Origin of the sequence: Pseudomonas sp. 203-8 (assembly GCF_020708595.1) — a bacterium.
GTDB classification, from domain to species: Bacteria; Pseudomonadota; Gammaproteobacteria; order Pseudomonadales; family Pseudomonadaceae; genus Pseudomonas; species Pseudomonas aeruginosa.
The window spans coordinates 487,237-504,597 of the sequence record NZ_JAJFDF010000004.1 but is presented as its reverse complement, the minus strand read 5'-3'; the positions used below and the strand labels follow the sequence as shown (position 1 = coordinate 504,597).

Here is a 17,361-nt window from a genome sequence, read left to right as displayed (position 1 = left end):
AAACTGATGCGCTGACGGCTCTATCGTGCGGAACTTGCTATGAGTTGGCGGGGAATTTCAAGTCACCGGCATCGATAGCCACTATCAGCCCAAAGCATTTTTCCCCAGCGGAGCGGCGTGAGATCGTAGCGGCGTCGGGAGAACCCCAAGTCCCCGACGCTCCTTTGAAGACCATCGCCCTCCCCCCGCAGATGGTCTTTTTTTTGCCCGCGATTCGGCCGTGCCCCGACCGGCTGGCCCAGGACATGGAACATTCCGTTACGTCCCCCACTGAACTTTTCACCCGTGCCTCGGTGTCTTACCCTGCTCGCGTTACCACGTAAGGAGAACCTCAAGGACATGAAAGCACTACTGATCGCCGCCGGCGTTGCCGCTCTTTCCAGCACCGCCATGGCCGCCAAACTGGATGAAAAGGTTCCCTACCCGAAGGCAGATGCCGGCTTCACCCGCCAGGTCATCCACCTGCCGAAACAGGACGCGGAAGACGCATTCAAGGTCGAGATCATCGCCGGCAAGACCCTCGAGGCCGACTGCAACCAGCAGCGCCTGGGCGGCGAGCTGGAAGAACATACCCTGGAAGGCTGGGGCTACTCCTACTACCGCCTGGACAAGGTCAGCGGGCCGATGAGCACGATGATGGCCTGCCCCGGCCAGAAGAAGGAGCAGCGCTTCATCCCGGTGGTCGGCGAAGGCTTCCTGCTGCGCTACAACAGCAAGCTGCCGATCGTGGTCTATGCGCCGAAGGACGTGGAGGTCCGCTATCGGATCTGGTCGGCGTCCGAAAAGGTCGAGAAAGCGGTCAGCGAATAAACGCCGCGCATGAAAAAGCCGCCCACGGGCGGCTTTTTTCGTTGCGCCGGCGTCAGCCCGGCACCAGGCCGATGTTCAGGCCGGAGTCCACGGTAATCCGGTAATGCGTGGTCTGCCCGTTCTGCACATGCACCACCTGCTTGGGCGCCTCGCCGCGGCAGATCCCATCGCCCTGCACGGATACCACCCGCAGCCCCGCCGGAAGACGGAAACGCGCGCTCTCGCCGGCCTGGATCTCGGCGGCCAGGCGGCTATCGATGATCAAGCGGGTATTGCAGACGCTGCCGAGGAACTCGCGGTCCCGGGAAACCACCAGGAAGGCGTCGCCGTCGTCACGGAACTGGTAGTTGTACAAACGCTCCTTCGGTACCTGGTCCGTCTCGTCGAGCGAGGGCGTCGATGTCGAACAACCCGCCAGCAAGACGGTCCCCAGTAGCATCCCCAAAATCCGCATAGTGACCCCAATCCGTTCATCGAAATGCCGCACCCCATCCTCGCCGGGGCAGACCTTCATGGCTTGCGGTCGTACTTCCTCCCTGAACCGGCACCACAGCGCACGTCCGTCTAAGGTAGGCGATTTGCCCCGGCCAAGGCGAGCGCGAATGGCGCTGAAGAAAAAAAATCCTCAGACGGAGGCCGCCTCGCCGGCCGGCAACGCGGAAGTCGGGAGGCCGAACAGGCGATCGAAGGCCCAGTTGAAGAGGAAGGTGTAGCACGGGATCAGGACGATCAGCGCCAGGTCCAGCCAGAACGCCTCCAGCAGGGAAATCCCCATCCACCAGGCGATCAGCGGGATCAGGTAGACCACCAGGGTCAACTGGAAGCCGATGGCGTGCGCCACCCGCCGCGCAATGCTGCGTCCGCGCACGGCCTGGCGCCGCTCCCAGAACTCGAACAGGCAGTTGTAGATGAAGTTCCAGGTCACCGCGACGGTGGTGATCACCACCGCCAGGGGGCCGGTGGTAGTGGGCGTGGAACCGGCGAGCAGGGCCAGCCCCAGGGTCGAGATACTCATCCCGATCAATTCGTAGGCGGTCACGTAGACCAATTTGCGCTTGATGCCTTGCACGTGGACCTCTCGGGCGTGATAGCGGAAAGGCGGGCAAGGTTGGATCAATTTTCTTGACAGAAAAAGTCAGCAGCTTTCAGATCTGCTGATAGGAGAATTGCCATGAACTTTTCCAGCGATACCATCGAGCTGTTCCTCGCCGTCCTCGACCGCGGCTCCTTTTCCGGCGCCGCCCGTGCCTTGGGTCGAGTGCCTTCGGCGGTGAGCATGGGCATCGCCAACCTGGAGGCGGAGCTGGGTTTCGCCCTTTTCGAGCGAACCCACCGCGAAGCCCGTCCTACGGCGCTGGCCAGGGCCCTGGCACCGCAAGCGCGGATGATCGCCGAGCAGCTCGCCCAGTTGCAGGTGCATGCGCTGGAACTCTCCCAGGGATTGGAAAGCCGCCTGTCGCTCGGCGTGGTTGCGGACATCGACAGCGGGCGGCTGTTCGGCGCCCTCCGCACCCTTTCCGAGCGCTACCCGCTGCTCGATGTCGAGGTGCTCAGCGCGGCGCAGGACGATGCCCTCGCCCTGCTCCATGGCGGCCGCATCAGCCTGTGCTTCGGATTCGCCGGCATCAGCGTGAACCCGCAGGAGCGCTTCCAGTATGTCGGCGCGGAATCGCTGGTCGCGACCATCTCGCCGCGCCATCCCGCCCTGCAGAAGCCGGGGCAGGCGCTGTACCTGGAAGAGCTGGTGAACGTGCGGCAGATCCTGGTGGCCAGTTGCGACCTGCCGTTGGCCGACACCCGTCCGCTGATCGCCGGCGCCTGCTGGCGCACCGACAGCCTGGGCACGGCGCTGGAAATGGTCGAGGCGGGGATCGGCTGGGGCAATTTCCCGTTGTCCCGGGTCGCGCCGCTGCTGGCAACGGGAAGGCTGGTACGCCTGGACTTCAGGAATACCAAGAACGAGCTGAAACTGCCTGTCCACGCTATCTGGCTGAAAAACCAGCCATTGCGCAAGGCCGCCCAGGAACTGGTTGGCATGCTGGCCACCCGTCCCGATTGAAGCGTTATGCAATGCACTTCACAGAAAAAACGAGACCCGCCACGCGAATCGCCGCACACGCCGGCTCCCCGGCCTCCAGTACTTGATCTCGATCAAGCGCAGCGCCGGCCATAGGCAGATGATCGTTCTGCGGCCATCCTCCGTTTGCGGCCGTAGAGCTCCGGACACTTCATGCTAGGGGGGCCGGAGCTCTTCCCTCTTCCTCGCGGCTCAGGAACAGGTCCTGGCCGCATCGATGAAGGCCCCGCGGGTGACCCAGGGCTGCTGGTCATGGATTCGCACCAGGCTGCCACCCCTCGCCGGCTGCACCTCCAGCCACTGCCCAGCGTCCGCCAGGCGATAGCCGCGGCCTTCCTCCACCAGCGCCACGCCGGGCGCCTGGCGTTGCCACTTGGGCAAGACGCACATCGCGTAATCGTAGGGAGCCTTGCTGGTGCTGGCGGCCAGCGCCGGGGCGTTCGAAGCGGGAGGCGAGGCACAGGCGGACAGGGCCAGGGCGGCGAATACAGCGATAAGAATCTTCATGTCACGTCCCTCTTTGTCGATCCGTTCACGATTCGACGGTATCACCGCCCAAAGCGAGAACTGCAGCGACTTCACGGCATGGTACTTATCGATAAGGTTGATATTGCAGGCGCATGACGAAGCGATCCGGCAACGCCCGATTCAGAGCCGATGGAAGGGGCTTTCCTTGCACTTTGGTTATTAGCAAATGACTCGAAGCTTTCTTGGATCGAACAATGTTCTGGTATTGTTGCGCCGCCAACGGGAGAAACAAGAATCCAGAACCGCCACGCACGGTAAATGGGACAAATGACTCCCGTGCACTTCGAACCTTGCGCTTCCTTCAATTTCAGCGCACATCAAGCCAACAACCAGGAACAATAAGATGTTGAAGAAAAGGATTTGCCTGCTGGCACTGGGCATCGCGACTGCAAGCCAGGCGATGGCCAATGACCAAGAAGCAGCAAAGGGGTTTGTCGAGGACAGCCACCTCGATCTGTTCTTCCGCAATGGCTACATCAGCCGTGACTACAAACATGGCCGGCAGGACAAGGCCGAGTGGGGCCAGGCCGCCACTGCCACCTTCACCTCCGGCTTCACCCAGGGGACGGTGGGCGTCGGTGTCGACGCGTTCGGCCTGTACGCGGTACGCCTGGACGGCGGCAAGGGTCGTAGCGGCGCCGCCGGTATCGACTTCTTCAAGCAGGGCGACAGCGGCTCCGCGGCGGACGATCTGTCCAAGGGCGGCGCGGCGGTGAAGTTCCGCATCTCCAACACCGTGCTCAAGTACGGCGACCAGATGCCCAGCCTGCCGGTGCTCAGCTACGACAACTCGCGCCTGCTCCCGGAAAGCTACAGCGGCACCCTGATCACCTCCAAGGAGATCGAGGGCCTGGAGCTGAACGCCGGTCGCTTCACCGCGGAATCCCGCAAGAGCGCCGAAGGGCGCGACAGCGGCGGCCTGAAGAGCATCAACGTGTTCGGCGGCAAGTACGCCTTCACCGATCACTTCAACGCCTCGCTGTACGCTTCCGACGTCGAGGACGTACTGAAGAAGCAGTACATCAACCTGAACTACACCATCCCGCTGCAGGCCGACCAGTCGCTGAACTTCGACTTCAACGGCTATCGCACCAAGCTGGACAGCGACTTCGCCGACCAGAACTTCAACGGTAACCGCGACAACAAGATCTGGAGCCTGGCGGCGTCCTACACCATCGACGCCCACACCTTCATGATCGCCCACCAGCGCAACACCGGCGACACCGGCTACAACTACGGCTGGTACCAGAACGCCGGCGGCATCGGCGACGGCGGCACCACCATCTGGCTGGCCAACTCCTACTGGTCGGACTTCAACGCCGAGGACGAGCGTTCCTGGCAGGTCAGCTACGCCCTGGACTTCGCCAAGTACGGCGTGCCCGGCCTGACCTACCGCGTAGCCTACGTGCGCGGCGACAACATCAAGACCGCCGAGACCAGCAACGGCAAGGAGCGCGAGATCTTCAACCAGGTCCAGTACGTGGTGCAGAGCGGTCCGGCCAAGGACCTCACCCTGCGTCTGCGCAGCTCGTTCCTGCGTGTCTCCAACGACGCCCGCTCGTACAACGACGACGGCAACGAAATCCGTGCCTTCGTCGAGTACCCGTTCAGCGTGTTCTGATCGAACCTGCGAGCGCGACGAGAACCCCGGGCCAGTCCCGGGGTTTTCTTTTTTGCGTTTCGTGCGCCAGTTCAACCTTATCGGGTAGAGCCGTACAGCTTCGGAAAGCCAGTGATAGCATTCGCTCTCGCTTGCCATTGCTTATCGATATCGACAATGCCGTTCCGGAAACACCTTCTGCTCCCCCTCCTCGGTCTTGCCCTGCTGCTCGGCGGTTGCGGCCCTAGCGTCAGCTACTCCTACATTCCGCCGACCAGCGATGCCGGCCTGCACTGCGTGAGCCAGTGCAATGCCGAGAAGCGCCAGTGCAAGACCCTCACCAAGCTGCAGCAGCGCCAGGACGAGGCGCTCTACCAGGCGCAGAGCACGGCCTACAACTACTGCATGCAGAACAGCGACAAGAAGAAGCGCAAGTCCTGCCCCTACCCGCAGCGCAACTTCGATTTCGGCGACGACTGCCAGGACGAGTACCGCAGTTGCTACCAGTCCTGCGGCGGCACCATCCGCCGCATCGTCCACCAGGACTGAGGCGCGACGTCCGGCAGGCATCCCGGACGTGCGGCAATACCGTCAGGCGAAGACGAAGTGCTTGCGCACCGTCTCCACTACCTCCCAGGTACCACGCAGGCCCGGCTCGATGACGAACACGTCGCCCGCCCTCAGGTGCACCGGTTGCTCGCCTTCCGGGGTGATGATGCAGTAGCCGTCGAGGAAGTGGCAGAACTCCCAGCGTTCGTAGTTCACCTCCCACTTGCCCGGCGTGCAGATCCAGGTGCCCATCAGCTTGCTGCCGTCCGCCGAGGCGTATGCGTTGAGGTTGACGGTATGCGGATCGCCGTCGATCCGCTTCCACTTGGTGGCGTCCAGCACGGGTACGGGACAGGTATCGCGCAGTACGGTGATGAAATCTGACATGGTCGCTCCAGGAAGGCAGTGGATGAATGCCTCACCATAGGGCCACGCGCGGGGCGCCGGTTGTCTGGGTTCGACATCCGCCTAGCTGAAAGCGCTAGGCAGCCCGTGCGCTCAGCGACGCCTGCCATTCAGCGCTGCCAGCAGGTCGCAGACCATGATCAGCAGCAGCATGGGTACGGCGAACGGAAAGAATGCCAGCGCCGCGTATTCGTAGGCCTGGCCCGTCCACCACAGGCAAAGGCTGGCGACCGCCACGAGCAGGAAGCTGGCGGCGACGATGAACTTGCACAAGCGCGAGGCGAATCTGAGCGTATCGTCCACGACGAATCTCCTTCGGCGACTCCCCCGCAGTCTGCCGAAACCGCTCTGTCCCGGCGGTGACGCAAGAATGACGATTCGGACAGAATTGTTACGCCTGCCGCAAAACTTCATTCCACTTTGTTAGCTGGCTAATCAAATTCCCCCTTGATATCGTCTTTTTCGCCAGATCCCCAAGGCCTGGCAAATGTCCCTTGTACAGGCCATTACCAACCCTCCCCCCGCTTGGTAATGGCCTTTTTTTCCCTTCTGCCGTAGTCCATGGAGATCGCATGCCACGCATTGCCCTGGTCCTGGGTGTGCTGCTGGTCAGCGCCTGCGCACAGCCTGTCACGCCGGACTCGATAGTCGAGGAATCGTTTTCCCGCAGCGCCAGCGAACGCCAGCTGGAAGAGCTGAACCGCCAGGGCCTTCCCTACGAGCAGTACCGGCTGCGCCGCCAGCGCATTCTTGGCCGCTGATCCCGGCACCGCGCCTAGCGCTTCTTCGGCACCACCGCCCGCACCGCCTCGCAGACGACCAGCCCGACCATCAGCGGGATCAGCAGCGGCAGGATCGACATCGAGAGGTTTTCCGCTCCCGAGCTGAGGAGAAACGGAAACTGGCTGAGGAAGGCGACCATCGCCAGGCTGAGCAGGATCAGCAGGCCGTAGAGGCATGACGCCAATTTCAGAGCTTTTTCCATGACCGGGTAGAAAGTGAAGGATTCGAAAGAAAATCTACCCGCCCCGCTCCCCCGGTATGGCGAGAAGCAAGATTTTTTCAGATTCGGGTGCCCCGAAAAGACGCGAACCCGACCGACCGATCACCCCTCCATGCCCGTCGCGACAACCCGATCGGTCGGGTCCGGACTTGCAACATACCGCCGTGCCGATATCACGTCGCCTACCGGAACAAGGAGTTGTTCTTTTCGACGAACGTCCTCGCCTCCCGCTATCGCCCGCCCATCGCGACCTCGTATGCTCGCCGGGCGATGTCTCATGCCAGCAACCCTCACCCACAAGGGAGCAACACGATGAGCAACCTGCCTGCGATCATCCTGGTCCACGGCTTCTGGGGCGGCGCCGCCCACTGGAGCAAGGTCATTCTCGAACTGAAACGCCTCGGCCACGACAACCTGCATGCCGTCGAACTACCGTTGACCTCGCTGGCGGACGATGCCGAGCGGACGCGCAAGATGATCGCGCAGCAACAGGGGCCGGTCCTGCTGGTCGGACACTCCTATGGCGGCGCGGTGATCACCGAGGCCGGCAACCAGCCGAATGTGGTCGGGCTGGTCTATATCGCCGCCTTCGCCCCCGACAGCGGCGAAAGTCCCGGTGGCATCACCCAGGAGCACTTGCCCCTGGCCGCAGCGAACCTGGCGCCGGACAGCGATGGCTATCTCTGGGTGAAGGCGGACAGGTTCCACGAAAGCTTCTGCCAGGATCTCGCTGCGGACGAAGGGCTGGTCATGGGCATCACCCAGAAGGCTCCGCTGGCCAGCACTTTCGGCGATGCCATCGGCAGCCCGGCCTGGAAGAGCAAGCCCTCCTGGTACCAGATTTCCAGCGCCGATCGCATGATTGCGCCGGAGAACCAAGAGCGGATGGCCGCGCGGATCGCACCGAGGAAGATCGTCACCCTCGATGCCAGCCACGCGTCACTGGCCTCGCGAGCGAAAGAAGTAGCGGCGCTGATCGACGAGGCCGCCGTGGCCACCGCCCACTAGCGCCGCGCAGGACGCGGCAGCAGGCCTGGCCTGCTGCCGCGGCGGGCTCAGAGGCCGAGGGCGGACAGGTCGAGGCGGCCGTCGGCCATGGGCGGACACCAGAAGTAGCTGCCGCTGATCGGCCGGGTGAAACGGAACAGGCCATCGAGCACCCCGTCTTCCACGCCGATCATCCGTAGCCACTGGACCTCGAAGGCCTCGAACGAGCGGCCGAAGGCGGCAAACAACAGCCCCGCGCGGTGCTCGTCGGACCAGGGCGCGCCGCGCCGCAGGAGGAACGCGGCGGGCTCGAAGCTTTCCTGCTCGGTGCGCTTGACGTGGGCGTAGGCCGGCGCGTCTTCCAGTTCTTCATCGTCGGACTTGCGGCGGCCGATGATGTTGTCCATCTCCTCGCCGGGGATCGCCTGCATCCGGTCGAAGTCATGCAGCCACTGCTGGACAGCAACGAAACTGCCGCCATCCAGGCCCGCACCGCGCCCGGAGACCAGCGCGGCTTCGAGCGCCGCATCGCCCTTGGGGTTCTCGGTGCCGTCCTTGTAGCCGGACAGGTCGCGGTCCTCGCCGTAGAGGAACGCATCCACCGCGCCGGTCCGCTGGAAGGCCGGCGCCAGCGACCGTTCCAGCGCGTGCGAGCGCAGCGTCACCTCGCCGCGATCCTCGCCGCGCAGCCAGCACCACAGCGCGGAGGGCGTGGACGGCAGGTCGATGCCGGGCGCGGCGAGCACCGGATAGTCCTTCATGCCCTCGACGGTCTTGCCGAGGCTGAGCATCAGCGAATGGCCGATACCCACCACCAGCTGGTAACCATCGGTGGCCGCGGCCAGGCTGGCCAAGGTCGCGGCCACCTGCTCGGGTTGGGAAATGCTGAAAAACAGGTAGCGACCCACCACCGGAATCGGGGTGAGAATGCCTGGCTGAGCCGCGCTCATGTTGCCTCCATCTATCATCAGGCCGTGCGCCGCTCGTGGCGATGCACCTTCGATCTCGTTCTGGTTCGAGCAATGCTCGGTTTCGGAGCGCAGCGGCGGGCGACGCCAAGCGAAGCGGCTCCGAAATACCCGCGCATCCTAAACCGGTGCAACGCCAGAGACCACTCGAAGACGAGGGAAAAGCGCGAAGTCGAACCTGCGTCGCTCAGAACTCCATCGGCATGAGACCGACCACCAGGCCGGCGACGGCAAGGGCAAACACCAGCAGGGCCTTGGCGAGTTCGAGATGATGGGCGTTCATGGGCTTACCTGTCGGAGGGAAAGCCTGACGCTAGACGCCGAACATTGCAGTTGTGCAATCAGTCCCGGTCCGCTTGCGGCGAAACCGCTCCGCTCGCCGAAAGCAGGCCCAGCGCATGCTCCAGCGCCGCATCCAGGACCTTGTCGCGCGCCACCTCGCTCGCCTGGGCACGCGCGAGAAGCACCGCGCCGACCGACAGGCAGGTGAGCACCCAGGCCCGGTTCTCGTCGCCCATCAGTTCGGCCAGCCGCCGTTGCCGCTGTTCCAGGGCGCGTTCGAAGGTTTCCCGCACCTCGGGCCCTGCCCGGCCCACCTCGGCGGCCAGCGCCGGAATCGGGCAGCCCATGTCGGCATGCTGCGCATGACCGCGACTGAGGTAGAGACGGGTGGCGCCGGCCAGTTGCTCCAGGCTGTCCAGCGGAAAGGCATCGTGCTGGGCGCTCAGCTCGCGCTGCAGGATCGCTTCGAGCAACTCCGCCTTGCTGGAGAATTGCGAGTAGAACGCCCCGGTGGTAAGACCAGCCGCCTTCATCAAGGTGTCCAGGCCGGTGCTGGCGAAGCCCTGGCGCTTCACCAGCGGAGCGGCCTTGCTCAACAGCAGGGCGCGGGTGGCCTGTTTCTGTTCCGGTTTGTAGCGCATGCCGACTATCCGTTGGTTGGGGAGACGATGTCGTCACATTGGATAATGATCTTTATATAACGCTCGCTATCCAATGAGGAAGCCGCAATGACTCTAGCACCGCGACACCTGCGCATAGAACAACGAGGACGCGTCCTGCAAGTCCTGCTCGACAATCCCCCGGCGAACTTCCTCACCACGGCGGTGATGCAGGAGCTGGCCGACCTGCTGGAAGACCTTGAGCAACGCCAGGACATCGGCGCCGTCATCCTTTCCGGAGCGGCGGACGGGGTCTTCCTGACCCACTTCGACGTCGACGAGATCGAGCGCGCCGTCGCCCCCATCACCTTTTCCATGCCGGCCTGGCTGACACGCCTGCTGCTGGAAAGCGAAAGCCTCCTGCGCCACTTGCCTGGGGCGAGGAAGCTGCTGCGGCGCACCCTGCTGGCAGGCGTCGCCGACATGAACCTGTTCCATGAGGTCACCGCGCACATGCGCCGCATGGACAAGGTGTTCATCGCCGCGATCAACGGCCTGGCCCTGGGTGGCGGCTGCGAGCTGGCGCTGGCCTGCGACCTGCGCCTGATGGCCGAGGACGACCAAGTGGAACGCTTCCTCGGCCAGCCGGAAGTACTCATCGGCCTGATACCGGGAGGCGGCGGCACCCAGATGCTGGCGCGCAGCCTGGGCGTAGCCAGGGCCCTGGAGCTGTGCCTGGAAGGGCAACTGCTGGAGCCGCGCCAGGCCCTTGCGCTGGGCCTGGTCAACGGGCTGGCGCCAGCGGAGGAGCTACTGGAAGCCGCCGACGCGCTGGCGCAACGCCTGTCCCGGCGCTCACCGCAAGCGGTGCGCCTGATCAAGCGTTCGATCTACCAGGCGGCTTCCCGCGACTGGACGGAGGGCATGGCCAGCGAAAAGGCCGGCTTCCTCTCCGCCGCCTCCCAGGGCAATACCCGCCGCGCCATGCGCGAATACATCGAACGGGTGCGCACCATCACCCGGGAAGAGCGCCCTTTCCGCCGTGCGGATTTTGACGACCTGACCGAAGGCAACGCCATCGACATGGCCTACAGGTGATCTGCATGACTGCCTCCCCTTCCCCGGTTTCCGCCACGCCTTGGCTGACCCTGAGCATTCGCCTGATGGCCGGCGGCTTCCTGCTGTTCTTCGGCCTGGCCCTGGCCACGCTGCTCCTGCGGCTCGACCAGTCGCTGCTCGACTCCGACGCCGGGCGCCTGCTGCTCCGCCTGGTTCGCTGGGGCGACCAGCAAGGCGGCGGACAGCACTATGAGCTGATGATCTCGACGATCTACCTGGTCTGGGGCGCATTCCTCTGGCGCGCCGCCAGCCAGCCCTTCCGCCACCGGCTGTTTATCGACTTCACCGTGGCGGCCAATGCCGCGCACTTCGGCCTGATGTTCCTGCAGGGACTGTTGATGCCCGGCGAACACATCCACCTGGCCGGCGATGTCCTGCTGGGCTGGGCCTCGCTGCTGCCGCTGATGCTGTTCTGGATACCGCAACGCAAGCGGGCAGCCCCTTCGCTCGCCGTCGAGCGGAAGTGACGACAGTGGAACGGCCCCCAAAGGGGCCTAGCAGTTCGAACAGGCTCCTCTTGATGCCGTTGCGGACTGGCCTATGCTCACGGTGTGTGCGAACCCCAAGGGTATTTCCCGACCAGCTCCCCCGCGGTCGGGATTTTTTTTGCCTGTCGCTCAGCGCTTCGGGTCGAAGGGCGAATAGCCCCGCCGGCGCAGGCTCGCCAGGGGCGCGAACAGCGGTTCCGGCAGATCGGCCCAATCGAACCAGGCCCAGCCGTCGCACTTGTCCGGCTCCATGAGGCGCGCCTCGGCATCCTCCGCGCAACCGGCCAGGATGAACGCGGTGAGGTAGTGGCGCCCCTCGAAGACGTCATTGCTGAACGGGCCGTGGCGCAGTTCGCTCAGCGCCAGGCCGGTCTCTTCCAGGGCTTCGCGCAGGGCGCAGTCCTCCACCGCCTCGCCGAACTCGAGATGGCCGCCGGGCGCCGACCAGCAGCCAGCGCCATGACTGCCCTTGCGGCGCCCCAGCAACACCTTGCCGTCCCGCAAGATCAGGACGCCCACGCCTACCTGCGGTGCCGGCATCGTCGTACTCCTGCTTCGGGATCAGAGATGGAGCGTACCGCTCATGTACAACGCCGCCTTGCCGGAGATGACCACCCGCTCGCCGCGCACGTCGCATTCCAGGCGCCCCTTGCGCGCCCCGCCCTGCTCGGCGCTCAGCCGGGTCTTGCCCAGGCGCTGCGCCCAGTACGGCGCCAGGGAGGTATGCGCGGAACCGGTCACCGGGTCTTCGTTGACGCCGACGTTGGGCCCGAACCAGCGCGAGACGAAATCGAAGCGCTGGCTGCGCGCGGTCACCGCCACCCCGCGGCACGGCAAGCCCTTCAGCCGGGCGAAGTCAGGCGCCAGGGCGGCGATTGTCTTTTCGTCGTCGACCACCACGAGGTAATCGTCGGTCTTCAGCACTTCCGCCTCGGCAATACCCAGCGCCTCCAGCAGTCCGTCCGGTGTCGCGCAAGGCTCCGGACGCTTGGCCGGGAAGTCCATCGCCAGCGAGTCGCCCTCGCGCCGCACGCTCAGCTCACCGCTACGGGTAGCGAAACGCAGTACCGGGGAAGCGTCGTCGAGCTTGTGGATCAGTACCCAGGCCGTCGCCAGGGTCGCATGACCGCACAGGTCCACCTCGACCTGCGGCGTGAACCAGCGCAATCGATAGTCGCCGTCGCGGCCGACGACAAAGGCGGTTTCCGAAAGATTGTTCTCTTCCGCGATGGCCTGCAGGCGCTCGTCGTCCAGCCAGGCATCGAGGGGGCAGACCGCCGCCGGATTGCCCTGGAAGGGACTGTCGGCGAATGCGTCTACCTGGAAGATCGTCAGTTCCATGTTCCGGACTCCTGTATCGATGGGCTGCGCACCTTAGCAGCCGGACCGAGACCAGGACAATGCCGCGCCCCGCGCAGGCGCCTCGCTCAGATCTGACGGATATCCAGCAGCGCCCAGACCTGGTAACCCTGGCGCTTGGCTTCCTTCTCCGCTTCCAGTTGCGCGGTGACCTTGCTGATGGAGCGCGAGCGATGTTCGAAACGCAGCGGCAATCCCGCCCCGCCCTTGCGCACGCTCAGTTCGACGATGGTGTAGCGGACCGGCTGGCTGGCCTCGGTCCGGACCTTTTTCGGTCGCGTTTCGGCAAGGCCCAGCGCCTTGCGCATCTGTTCTTCAGAGTAGATTTCCTGCACGCATTCACCCAGATTGAATAAAACCCGCAAATCCTATTGGTTCGCGACCCCACTTGCCAGGATAGTCGGCGAAGCGGGTCACACATCGACGCGAAAATCGCGCCTACCAGATCCGGCAGCTTCATCGAAACCGCCGCCGACATAAGCTGTGGGCGCTGTACATCCCTGGATCCTTTCCCGGCCTGCTCCACGCGGCCGGGATTTTTTTTGCCCTCTTCACCCTTGCGCCGACTGCGGACGCCAGGCTGGCCTTCAGCCTGTCCGGCAGCTATACCGAAAGTCTCCACCGTGATCAGGATCCAGTATGCTCGCCTGCCCCCTCCCTCCCGACGAAGCCCTGCGCCAGCAGGCCCTGGACGACATGGCGCTGGTCGACACCCCCGCCGAACACTACCTGGACGCCCTGGTGGAACTGGCGCGGGAAACCTTCGGGGTGAAGACCGTGCTGATCAGTCTGATCGACCACGACCGCCAATGGTTCAAGGCCCGTATCGGCCTGGATGCCGAACAGACGCCGCGCGACCTGTCCTTCTGCGGCCACGCCATCCTGGCCAGCGAACCGCTGATGGTGACGGACGCCTCCAGGGATCCGCGTTTTCACGACAATCCGCTGGTCACCGGGCCGCCCTTCATCCGCTTCTACGCCGGCGAGCCCCTGCACGCCAGCAATGGCCAGGCCATCGGCACACTCTGCCTGATCGACCCGAGCCCGCGGCTTCTGGATCTCCGGGAAGGACGCCAGCTCAATCGACTGTCGATCCTGGCCGAAGGATATCTCCAGCTACGCAGCCTCACCGAGCACACCCGCTTCCTGCGCCAGGAGATCGACCGGGAGCAGCGCAAGTCACTGCTCGACCCCCTCACCCAATTGTGGAACCGGGCCGGCTTCCACGCGCTGCACCAGCATGAACTGGAGTTGGCGCGGGCCAGCGACCAGCGCATCGGCATCATCTACAGCGATATCGACCATTTCAAACGTATCAACGACACCCTGGGGCACCGGGCCGGCGACAGCGTCCTCCGCGAGGCGGCTTCGCGACTGCGCGCGGCGCTGCGGCCGGAAGATCTCCTGGCGCGTTTCGGCGGCGAGGAGTTCGTGGCGATGGTCCGGGTCTGCGAGACCACGGAACTGACCATGATCGCCAATCGCATCCGCGAACTGATGGAAGCGACCCCGATCGACTGTGCCGGCACGTCCGTGCCGGTGACCATCAGTGCCGGCTGTACCCTGGCCGGCAGCGGCGAAGAACCGGAACGGGCACTCGCCCGGGCGGATGCCGCGCTGTACGACGCCAAGCGTGCCGGACGCAACCGGGTGGTCAGCGTCTGACCAGGGCTAGTCCTCCAGCCCTGCGCAATCGGCGCAGATAGAGAAACCCTCGCTATCGACTGGCACCTGGACCGCGTCGCAATATTCGCAGGAACGTCGCCTGCCGGTTCCGCAGGCATCGGGCTCGTCGAGCGCGCCGAACGTATCTTCGTCACGCTCGTCCTCGAGGTAATCGTTATCCAGCAGGTGATCGTGTTCGGGTTCGTGAATATCGTCTTCGTCGCTCATCTTCGACTGCCTGCCGGCTGCGTGAGGCGGTCTTATAAAGGCAGCGACAGCGCCCGTCAACGGCTCAACCCAGGTACAGACGCAGTTGCAGCCGGATTCGCCCCGGCTCGCCGTCGATCGGCGCAGGGCGACTGTCGAATCGCTGGGCGCCCTGGACCATGTAGAACGCTTAGGCATGCAAATCGGCTCCTCCCCCTGCCTCATTGCACTAGAATCGCCCGGCGCAGCGCCTGCGCCCTCAAGCCTCTTTCGTAGAAAACACCATGAGCAAACTGCAACATATCGGCCTGTTCCTGTTCGTTCTTCTTTCCGCCGGCCTGGCGCTCGGCTACCGAGTCGACTGCCCGGACGGCAGCCATGTCGAGACCTACCTGCTTCGCGGCCTGGGCGCGCGCCTCCTCGGCAACGATCTCTGCGAGCAGGCAGCGCCCTGACGCCGGGCGTTCCCGGATCCGACGGCGCCCGCCTATCGAGCCGGCAAGCCTCCGCCAACGCCAAGCCTTGCCGAAGCGATGGGCCACCAGCGCTAACCGGCCAGTTGCAACCAGAGCGAAAACACGCCCAGCGCACACCAGAAGCCGGCGAACAGGAACGGCACGCGTCGCGAGAACAGCAAGGTTTTCTCGAAGCTGCCGCGGTTGACCTCGCGTTCGCTGAACAATGGCGAATCATCGTAGGCCAGGCCGATCTCCGGATCGCTGTGCAACAGGCAGGACTGCTTGAACTGCCAGTGGCAGATGATCTCCGAGGATGCCTGGATGCCCGGCCAGGCATGCAGGGAATTGACGATCCCGAGCAGTGCTAGGAGCGCCGGCACCACCAGGGTGAACAGCTCGCCCCAGGCCGGGTTCAGGTTGGCCATCGACGAGGCATAGGCGATGACGAGGAACGACTGCGCCGTCAGGTAGGCGTTGGTCCGACTGGATAGCTGGCCCGTCTCGTAGTGGATTTCCCGCCGGTAGAAGTCCAGCCGCTCCTTGGGTGAACAGAAGATCCGGACATCGGATTCTTGCGACAACGGCCCTCCGGGCATGATCAACCTGGACACAAGCACGACACCTCGAACGAGTGGATGGGCTTGTTTGGAAAGAACCGATCCACGCCGGTTCGGAATCTCCGACGACCGTTCCCCGCGCCGGTAACGATTTCCGCCACCGCCCCGCTGGCCATGGAACTCAACGGAGCCCTGGCCGCCGCACGCCTGCGCAAGGTAAAAAGGGCGATCCTCCCGGATCGCCCTCCTGCATCAGAACAACGCCCCCAGGTAAGCCGCCGCGCCGCCGCCGAACTGTGCACCGACGTTGACCCCGGCCATCAACAGGGCGCCACGGGACGATTGCAGTAATTGCCGCGACATGCTGGCGCCCAGCGCGGCGGTCAATGGCGAGGCGCTCGCCAGCGCCACCGCCGCCAGCAGCTTGGGATCGAGGCCGAAGAGGATCGCCGTGCCCGAACCGCCGGCGATGACTCCCGCGCCGAGTTCGACGTACATGCAGGGCCCGGTGAAGTCGCCGCGGGACAGGTCGCGCCCCACCAGGCCGTCCGCGACCAAGACGGTTCCGGTGCTCGGCAACGCCTCCAGCGCACCGGCCCCGCCAACGCTCTTGCCCTTGACATTGAGGTTGACCTTGCCGAAGCGCGGCAGGCGCATGCCCAGTCCGATCCCGCCGCCCACCCCGCCATAGCGGAAGGACACGTTCTCACCCTCCGGCGAGAGCAACGTGATGGAGCCGCCGCTACCCGCCAGGAAGGCCACGGTCATGCCTCCGCCACTGGCCGTCACGTAGCGCCAGCGACTCTCGTTGAGGGGCAAGGGAATGGGAAGTTGCGACATGACTTCAATGTCCTTTTGAGGTCGGTTGGGAAGAACGCAGGCCCAGCAATCCCCTGAACCCGACAATACCGAAGAGTGCGCCGAAGCCGCAGAGGAAAGCGCTGGTTCCCCAGAGCGCGCCGGCATCGTCGACTATCGCGCTGGCCGCCGGCCGCCCAGCCTCGTAGAGGACGCGAACCGGCTCGCCCACCTGGTAGCCGAAGATGAAGCCGCCCTGGGGATAGGAAATCCGCTCGCCGGAAACGCTGGTGAAATCGATCTGCGGATGCGAACCGCCGGCATTCAAGGCGCTGACCGTCCCCTGGGCTTCCTGCGCAGTACGCAGGAAATGGTACCGCTCGACGGTCTTGAAACCGCCGGCGAGCAGGAGGCCGAGTCCGAGCAGGGAAAAAAGGGAAGCGTGAAGAAGTCCGCCGATACGCGAACCGGAAGAGGTCGTCATGAGCCTTGTCGCCTGAATCATCCGTGAAGGCGCTAGGGTCGGAAAAGACCGCCCCCGCTGTCAATAGCGGCTATGCGATGAAGCGCGAGCCCAGGCGAGCACGGGCCGAGCGGCCTTTTTCGGGGCGCAAACGAAAAAAGGCGACCCTTTCGGATCGCCTTTCTTGCCCCGCCAGCAGCGCGGGATTTGTTTGGTAGGCACGATTGGATTCGAACCAACGACCCCCACCATGTCAAGGTGGTGCTCTAACCAACTGAGCTACGTGCCTGCTGATGGCGCGCATTCTACAGACCCCAAAAACACCGTCAAGCTTTTTTTTCGCTAACTCTCTGAAAAAGTGGAATTTTTATTTTCAGGGGGTCCGTTGAAAATTTTGCACGGAGGCTAGCCGGCCGATTTCGACTCGGGTAGCATCCGG

At 64.3% G+C, this 17,361-nt stretch carries 25 protein-coding genes and 1 tRNA gene; 10 read left to right on the top strand and 16 right to left on the bottom strand.

Annotation, left to right across the window (positions count from 1 at the left end; translation table 11 throughout):
• The first annotated feature begins 339 nt into the window (after positions 1-339).
• A complete protein-coding gene (eco, locus tag LJF27_RS12405) occupies positions 340-810 on the top strand; it encodes a serine protease inhibitor ecotin (protein WP_003090808.1) in 471 nt (156 codons plus the stop codon).
• Between the two features lie 52 nt (positions 811-862).
• On the opposite strand, the gene LJF27_RS12400 is transcribed toward eco, so the two are convergent.
• A complete protein-coding gene (locus LJF27_RS12400; protein ID WP_003114417.1) occupies positions 863-1,249 on the bottom strand; it encodes a hypothetical protein in 387 nt (128 codons plus the stop codon).
• Positions 1,250-1,435: 186 nt separating this feature from the next.
• Complete coding sequence (locus LJF27_RS12395) at positions 1,436-1,879, bottom strand: PACE efflux transporter (protein WP_003090812.1); 444 nt, start codon at positions 1,877-1,879, stop codon at positions 1,436-1,438.
• 102 nt (positions 1,880-1,981) lie between these two features.
• On the opposite strand from LJF27_RS12395, the gene LJF27_RS12390 reads away from it, so the two are divergent.
• Positions 1,982-2,869, top strand: coding sequence for a LysR family transcriptional regulator (locus LJF27_RS12390; protein ID WP_003099119.1), 888 nt, complete (start codon positions 1,982-1,984; stop codon positions 2,867-2,869).
• Positions 2,870-3,079: 210 nt separating this feature from the next.
• Here LJF27_RS12390 and LJF27_RS12385 read toward each other — a convergent pair whose 3' ends face one another.
• The gene (locus LJF27_RS12385) at positions 3,080-3,394 is read right to left on the bottom strand and encodes a hypothetical protein (RefSeq protein WP_003090814.1); all 315 of its coding nucleotides are present in this window, start codon (positions 3,392-3,394) and stop codon (positions 3,080-3,082) included.
• A gap of 364 nt (positions 3,395-3,758) precedes the next feature.
• Here LJF27_RS12385 and LJF27_RS12380 point away from each other — a divergent pair, with 364 nt between their 5' ends.
• Both LJF27_RS12380 and LJF27_RS12375 read left to right on the top strand, forming a co-directional pair.
• A complete protein-coding gene (locus tag LJF27_RS12380; protein WP_003099122.1) occupies positions 3,759-5,036 on the top strand; it encodes an OprD family porin in 1,278 nt (425 codons plus the stop codon).
• 156 nt (positions 5,037-5,192) lie between these two features.
• Positions 5,193-5,564 carry a hypothetical protein gene (locus LJF27_RS12375; RefSeq protein WP_003116594.1) on the top strand — a complete coding sequence of 124 codons (372 nt, stop codon included), beginning with the start codon at positions 5,193-5,195 and terminating at the stop codon, positions 5,562-5,564.
• 42 nt (positions 5,565-5,606) lie between these two features.
• Here the strand turns inward: LJF27_RS12375 and LJF27_RS12370 are convergent, their stop codons facing one another.
• Complete coding sequence (locus LJF27_RS12370) at positions 5,607-5,951, bottom strand: cupin domain-containing protein (RefSeq protein WP_023116947.1); 345 nt, start codon at positions 5,949-5,951, stop codon at positions 5,607-5,609.
• 111 nt (positions 5,952-6,062) lie between these two features.
• Positions 6,063-6,272, bottom strand: coding sequence for a hypothetical protein (locus LJF27_RS12365; protein ID WP_003090820.1), 210 nt, complete (start codon positions 6,270-6,272; stop codon positions 6,063-6,065).
• 269 nt (positions 6,273-6,541) lie between these two features.
• Between LJF27_RS12365 and LJF27_RS12360 the strand changes: the two genes are divergently transcribed.
• Positions 6,542-6,730, top strand: a complete 189-nt coding sequence (locus LJF27_RS12360; protein WP_003090821.1) for a hypothetical protein — start codon at positions 6,542-6,544, stop codon at positions 6,728-6,730.
• A gap of 14 nt (positions 6,731-6,744) precedes the next feature.
• Here the strand turns inward: LJF27_RS12360 and LJF27_RS12355 are convergent, their stop codons facing one another.
• Positions 6,745-6,936: a hypothetical protein gene (locus tag LJF27_RS12355; protein WP_003099127.1), complete on the bottom strand. Its 192-nt coding sequence runs from the start codon at positions 6,934-6,936 to the stop codon at positions 6,745-6,747.
• Between the two features lie 348 nt (positions 6,937-7,284).
• Between LJF27_RS12355 and LJF27_RS12350 the strand changes: the two genes are divergently transcribed.
• The gene (locus LJF27_RS12350; protein WP_003090823.1) at positions 7,285-7,980 is read left to right on the top strand and encodes an alpha/beta hydrolase; all 696 of its coding nucleotides are present in this window, start codon (positions 7,285-7,287) and stop codon (positions 7,978-7,980) included.
• 47 nt (positions 7,981-8,027) lie between these two features.
• Here the strand turns inward: LJF27_RS12350 and LJF27_RS12345 are convergent, their stop codons facing one another.
• Together LJF27_RS12345 and LJF27_RS12340 are read right to left on the bottom strand one after the other, a co-directional pair.
• Positions 8,028-8,927 carry a Dyp-type peroxidase gene (locus LJF27_RS12345; RefSeq protein ID WP_003119903.1) on the bottom strand — a complete coding sequence of 300 codons (900 nt, stop codon included), beginning with the start codon at positions 8,925-8,927 and terminating at the stop codon, positions 8,028-8,030.
• 341 nt (positions 8,928-9,268) lie between these two features.
• Positions 9,269-9,850, bottom strand: coding sequence for a TetR/AcrR family transcriptional regulator (locus tag LJF27_RS12340; protein ID WP_003090825.1), 582 nt, complete (start codon positions 9,848-9,850; stop codon positions 9,269-9,271).
• An 87-nt stretch (positions 9,851-9,937) separates the two neighbouring features.
• Between LJF27_RS12340 and LJF27_RS12335 the strand changes: the two genes are divergently transcribed.
• Positions 9,938-10,906: an enoyl-CoA hydratase/isomerase family protein gene (locus tag LJF27_RS12335; RefSeq protein ID WP_003114421.1), complete on the top strand. Its 969-nt coding sequence runs from the start codon at positions 9,938-9,940 to the stop codon at positions 10,904-10,906.
• Between the two features lie 5 nt (positions 10,907-10,911).
• Entirely contained in the window at positions 10,912-11,394 is a 483-nt protein-coding gene (locus tag LJF27_RS12330; protein ID WP_003114422.1) for a DUF6632 domain-containing protein, read from the top strand.
• A gap of 150 nt (positions 11,395-11,544) precedes the next feature.
• On the opposite strand, the gene LJF27_RS12325 is transcribed toward LJF27_RS12330, so the two are convergent.
• The 3 genes from LJF27_RS12325 to LJF27_RS12315 form a co-directional block, all read right to left on the bottom strand.
• Positions 11,545-11,955 (bottom strand): nucleotide triphosphate diphosphatase NUDT15, encoded by a 411-nt coding sequence (locus LJF27_RS12325; RefSeq protein ID WP_003099138.1) that lies wholly within the window; start codon positions 11,953-11,955, stop codon positions 11,545-11,547.
• Between the two features lie 21 nt (positions 11,956-11,976).
• Entirely contained in the window at positions 11,977-12,756 is a 780-nt protein-coding gene (locus LJF27_RS12320) for a PhzF family phenazine biosynthesis protein (RefSeq protein WP_003114424.1), read from the bottom strand.
• Positions 12,757-12,842: 86 nt separating this feature from the next.
• Positions 12,843-13,082: a hypothetical protein gene (locus LJF27_RS12315; protein WP_003114425.1), complete on the bottom strand. Its 240-nt coding sequence runs from the start codon at positions 13,080-13,082 to the stop codon at positions 12,843-12,845.
• 331 nt (positions 13,083-13,413) lie between these two features.
• Between LJF27_RS12315 and LJF27_RS12310 the strand changes: the two genes are divergently transcribed.
• A complete protein-coding gene (locus tag LJF27_RS12310) occupies positions 13,414-14,439 on the top strand; it encodes a diguanylate cyclase (RefSeq protein ID WP_003451910.1) in 1,026 nt (341 codons plus the stop codon).
• Positions 14,440-14,445: 6 nt separating this feature from the next.
• On the opposite strand, the gene LJF27_RS12305 is transcribed toward LJF27_RS12310, so the two are convergent.
• A complete protein-coding gene (locus tag LJF27_RS12305; RefSeq protein WP_003114427.1) occupies positions 14,446-14,667 on the bottom strand; it encodes a hypothetical protein in 222 nt (73 codons plus the stop codon).
• A 263-nt stretch (positions 14,668-14,930) separates the two neighbouring features.
• Between LJF27_RS12305 and LJF27_RS12300 the strand changes: the two genes are divergently transcribed.
• Positions 14,931-15,101, top strand: coding sequence for a hypothetical protein (locus LJF27_RS12300; protein ID WP_003099153.1), 171 nt, complete (start codon positions 14,931-14,933; stop codon positions 15,099-15,101).
• A gap of 92 nt (positions 15,102-15,193) precedes the next feature.
• Here the strand turns inward: LJF27_RS12300 and LJF27_RS12295 are convergent, their stop codons facing one another.
• The 4 genes from LJF27_RS12295 to LJF27_RS12280 form a co-directional block, all read right to left on the bottom strand.
• Positions 15,194-15,715, bottom strand: a complete 522-nt coding sequence (locus LJF27_RS12295; RefSeq protein WP_003122551.1) for a hypothetical protein — start codon at positions 15,713-15,715, stop codon at positions 15,194-15,196.
• A 198-nt stretch (positions 15,716-15,913) separates the two neighbouring features.
• Positions 15,914-16,501 carry a type IV secretion system toxin Tse4 gene (gene tse4, locus LJF27_RS12290; RefSeq protein ID WP_003099160.1) on the bottom strand — a complete coding sequence of 196 codons (588 nt, stop codon included), beginning with the start codon at positions 16,499-16,501 and terminating at the stop codon, positions 15,914-15,916.
• A gap of 4 nt (positions 16,502-16,505) precedes the next feature.
• A complete protein-coding gene (tsi4, locus tag LJF27_RS12285; protein ID WP_003099162.1) occupies positions 16,506-16,943 on the bottom strand; it encodes a type VI secretion system immunity protein Tsi4 in 438 nt (145 codons plus the stop codon).
• A gap of 191 nt (positions 16,944-17,134) precedes the next feature.
• A tRNA-Val gene (locus tag LJF27_RS12280) sits at positions 17,135-17,211 on the bottom strand.
• Between the last annotated feature and the right edge of the window lie 150 nt (positions 17,212-17,361).